Origin of the sequence: Qipengyuania sp., assembly GCF_042095715.1 — a bacterium.
Taxonomy (GTDB): Bacteria; Pseudomonadota; Alphaproteobacteria; order Sphingomonadales; family Sphingomonadaceae; genus Qipengyuania.
Genome location: NZ_JBELMO010000126.1, coordinates 1 through 4,317, shown reverse-complemented (window position 1 = coordinate 4,317; position 4,317 = coordinate 1). Strand labels below are relative to the sequence as shown.

Annotated in this window: 4 protein-coding genes; 1 reads left to right on the top strand and 3 read right to left on the bottom strand. The window is 66.9% G+C overall.

The window, feature by feature from the left end:
• Positions 1-295 (top strand): S46 family peptidase (locus tag ACFDTG_RS16265; RefSeq protein ID WP_375291973.1); only part of this gene is annotated, 295 nt, incomplete at its 5' end.
• 288 nt (positions 296-583) lie between these two features.
• On the opposite strand, the gene ACFDTG_RS16260 is transcribed toward ACFDTG_RS16265, so the two are convergent.
• The 3 genes from ACFDTG_RS16260 to ACFDTG_RS16250 all read right to left on the bottom strand — a co-directional run.
• A complete protein-coding gene (locus tag ACFDTG_RS16260; protein WP_375291972.1) occupies positions 584-1,105 on the bottom strand; it encodes a histidine phosphatase family protein in 522 nt (173 codons plus the stop codon).
• Positions 1,102-3,879 (bottom strand): ATP-dependent DNA helicase, encoded by a 2,778-nt coding sequence (locus ACFDTG_RS16255; protein WP_375291971.1) that lies wholly within the window; start codon positions 3,877-3,879, stop codon positions 1,102-1,104. The genes ACFDTG_RS16260 and ACFDTG_RS16255 overlap by 4 nt, the downstream gene beginning before the upstream one ends.
• A gap of 69 nt (positions 3,880-3,948) precedes the next feature.
• Positions 3,949-4,317, bottom strand: a 369-nt coding sequence (locus ACFDTG_RS16250) for a hypothetical protein (protein WP_375291970.1), incomplete at its 5' end; no start/stop codon positions are given.

Below are 4,317 nucleotides of genomic sequence, written 5' to 3'. Positions count from 1 at the left end.
TATATGCGAGAAGGATTACGGCCCGTATGAGCTGGACAGCATCGGTTCGGTGCCGGTGAACTTCCTCTCCAACCTCGATTCCACAGGCGGAAACAGCGGATCGGCGACGATGAATGCGCGCGCGGAACTGGTCGGGCTGCTGTTCGACGGGACGTTCGAAAGCGTAAATTCCGACTGGGATTTCGACCCCCGCACCACGCGCACGATCCATGTCGACACCCGATACATGCTGTGGGTGATGGACAAGGTGGACGGTGCGAAGGGCCTGATCGAGGAAATGGATATCGTCGACTAGGCCGCGAAACGGGGCCCACACCGACCGGGGCCGGCGCCTTCAGGGTGCCGGCCCCGTTTTTGCAAACTGGTTGTCCGTCTAAGTTATTCGGCAAAACAACTGTCACGGCCGTTGCGGGAGCTTGCCGCTCAGCCGCCGTCAGCACAAGCAGCAGTGGTGCACTATGCAGGACGCGTAAGGCCGCGTCATCTTAGCTTATTTTCCTGCGCCGGACTGGGCGCGTGTCCACTCACCGCCTCAACAGCAACCATCTGACGTTGCTCGGCAACCGCAGAATTTGGCGTTGGCCTAACGCTCCGGCCCCAGGTCCGGGTCGAGATCGCGGGGGCGCTTGAAGTGCACCAGTTCGCCGCTTTCGGCCGCGATGTCGGCCCAGTCTTCGATGGGCAGTTCGATCACGGCGAAGCTCGCGGTGGGGAACTTCACCTTGGCCTCGTCGAACAGGGCATTCTCCTTCGACGGGGCCACCAGTTCCAGCACCATATCGCCAAGGCCCGGGTTATGCCCGGCGATCAGCACCGCATCGCCCGTTGCGCCGCGCAGCAGGTCCAGCATGGTGTCGGTATCGGCGAGGTAGAGCCGCTCTTCCCAGCGCGGCGCGAGGTCCAGCTTGGCGGCCTCCAGCGTCAGTTTTACACGCACCGCCGGGCTCGCGATCAGGCTGTCCCACCGGGTGCCTTGCTCGCGCACATGCCGCCCCATCAGCGCCGCGCCCTTGCGCCCGCGCTCGTTCAGGCCGCGATCGAAATCGCGCTTGTCGGACGGCCCCCAATCGGACTTGGCGTGGCGCAGCAGGCCCAATGTTTTCACGATTCTTGCCGTTCCTCGTCATGATCCCGGATATTCGCATCCGACCCGATACCCTTTTGCACCCGCTGTAAAGCCTCTTCGAGCGTCAGTCTGATGACGGGGGTGCCCGGCGGGAAGGCGGAGAGGAGCCGCGTGGGGAAGGCGGGTGACAGAACCACGAAATGCCCGGCATCCTCGCGGCTGCGGATCAGCCGTCCGAAAGCCTGCGCAAGACGGGCGCGGATAATGCGATCGTCATAGCGCTGGGCACCGCCCGGTTCTTCCCCACTCTGGCCCGCCGCGGCAGCGCGGCGTGCGCGGTGGAGGATGGTGGGGCGGGGCCAAGGGACGCTTTCCATGACCACCAGGCGCAAGGACCTGCCGGGGACGTCCACCCCGTCGCGCAGCGCATCAGTGCCCATCAGGCTGGCGCGCGGATCGTCGCGGAAGATGTCGGTCAGGGTGCCGGTGTCGATGGGATCGACATGCTGGGCATAGAGCGGCAAACCGGCGCGCGCGAGCCGGTCGGCGATGCGGCTGACCACGGCGCGCATTCGCCGGATCGCGGTAAACAGGCCCAGCACGCCGCCGTCCGATGCCTCGATCAGCCGGGCATAGGCCCCCGCGAGCGCGGGAATGTCCCCCTTGCGGATATCTGTGATGATCAGCACCTCGGCGCGGGTGGCGTAATCGAACGGGCTGTCCGCCAGCGCGGTCTGCGGTTGGAGTTCCAGATGCGGCGTGCCGGAACGGGCGATGGCGGACGGCCAGTCCGGTCCGCTATCGTCCCGGTCGGTCAGGGTCGCGCTGGTCAGCATGACGCCATGCGCGGGCTCCAGCACCACGCGGGCGAAGGGCTTCATCGGGTCCAGCCAGTGGCGGTGCAGGCCGACATCGAACTCGCGCGCATCGCCGCGATCCACCGCCAGCCAGTCTACGAATTCGGGGTCGGCGGGGCCGCCCATCCGGCCCAGCAGCGCCTCCCACGCGGCAAGCAGGTCGATCCGCCATGCCAGCGAGTGGCGCGCGCCTTCGATGCGCGCACGGCCCGGCGCATCGAGCCAGTCGGGCGCATCTTCCATCACCGCCTCCAGCCGGCCAGCCAGGCGGATCAGCGGCACGCGGATCGCGGCGAGCGCCTGTTCGGCATGGCCTGCCGCCTCCACCAGCTCGCCCGGAAGCTGCGCGGCTTCGGTTTCGATACCGTAGCCCGCATCGACCCCGCCGCTCTCGTCGCGCGCATAGGTGGTCGCGCGGATCTGCGCGAGCAGCATCTCGATCGGCCCATCGGGCATGGCTTCGGCCAGCCGGCCCAGCCAGCCGTCGGAGGGGAGGGACTGTGCGGCGTGAACCGCCGCTTCTATCGCCATGCCACCGGCCTCGTCATAGCTCGCGACATCGGCGAGCCTTGCGGACAAACCCCGGCGGCGGCCCCGGCTGGCGCGTTCGGGGCCCACGATCCAGCGCCGCAATTCGATCGCTTCCGCCCCGGTGAGCGCGGCGGCAAAGGTGGAATCGGCGGCGTCGAAGACATGGTGGCCCTCGTCGAAGACGATGCGGGTCGGGCGCTGGGCATGGTCGCGTCCGCGCGCGGCATTGACCATCACCAGGGCATGGTTGGCGATCACCAGATCGGCCTGCGCGCTCGCCCGAGCGGCGCGTTCGATGAAGCATTTGCGGTAATGCGGGCACCCCGCATAGACGCATTCGCCGCGCTGGTCGGTGAGGGCGGCAATGCCGCGCTTCCTGAACAGCGTGCCCAGCCAGCCGGGCAGGTCGCCGCCGATCATGTCTCCATCGCGGCTATAGGCCGCCCAGCGGGCGACGAGCTGCGCCAGAATCGCCGCGCGACCGCCGAAGCCGCCTTGCAGCGCATCTTCCAGATTGAGCAGGCACAGGTAATTCTCGCGCCCCTTGCGCACCACCACGGGTTTGGTCCCATCGGGCCGCGCCTCCGGCCAGGCGCGTGTGCTTTCCTGCCGCAGCTGCCGCTGCAGGTTCTTGGTATAGGTGGAGACCCAGACGGTGCCGCCGCTGCGTTCTGCCCACAGCGATGCCGGTGCGAGATAGCCCAGCGTCTTGCCAATCCCGGTGCCCGCTTGTGCCAGCAGCACATGCGGGCGCTTGTCCTTGGCGCGGGGTGCGAAGATGCGCCCTGCGCTGCGGGTGTAATCGAACTGCCCGTCGCGCCGTTCGGCCCCTTCGCCGGTCAGCCGCTCCAGCCGGCCTTCGACTTCGAACTCCTCGATCAGAACCTGGCCGGGCTGGGGGCGCTCGGGCGTTTCTTCCCACTCGGGAAGCCGGGTGAACAGCCATTTTTCGGCCTGTTCGGGCCGGCGGATCGCAGGGGCCAGCACGCCCGCCCATGGCCAGCGCAGCCGTGCCAGCGATTGCAGCGTAGACCACGCGCCTTCGCGTTCGCGCCATTCGCCGCTCTCGCAGGTCTGGATCAGCGCACCCGCGGCTCTCTGCAGCAGCAGAGGCACGTCGCCATCGCCAATCGGCTCGTCCAGTCCCAGCGCATCGGCCAGCCCCTTGGGTGTCGGAACGCAGAAGCGGGCTGGGTGGACGAAGGCGAACAGTTCCAGCAGGTCGAGACCCGACAGGTCGGGATAGCCCAGCCGGCTCGCCACCAGCGGGGCATTCAGGATAAGAAGCGGCGTGTCGGCGGCGGCCATCACCGCTTCGCCCTTGGACAATGCGCGCGTGCCGCCGCCCGCAGGCGCGCCGGGCTCGCGCAGCCAGGTGCCTGCATGGCTGGCATGAAGCGCGGGAAGGGCGATGGGATCGGCCATGAAACTCGCGGTTAGAACACTCCGGCGTCAAACCTCAAGCGCGACCACTAACGGATCTGCGCATAGAGATCAAACGGCGAACAAAAGCGTTCGAGACTGTGGCGAGACGATGTCAGTTGGCCGCCCGAATCCGGCGGTCTGTCCCGATTTGGGCATAATAAATTTAGCGATTTCAATGTATTGGAGTTTCCTGAACAGAAGATGACGGGAACGTGCCGAAAATGTGGCGCGTTGTTTAGGCATGATGACACACACGCAAATCGCTCGCCGCGCGCCGCTCGCTTTAACCGCGACGGCAGCGCTTCTTTCCACCGCCGCGTTCGCCCAGAATGCCGCAACCACCAATCCCGTGATCGTGCTTCCGCCGCTGGAGGCGATCACCGCACCAGCGCAGCCTACCACGTCCCCGGTGATCGCGCCCCAAACGACCATACCGAC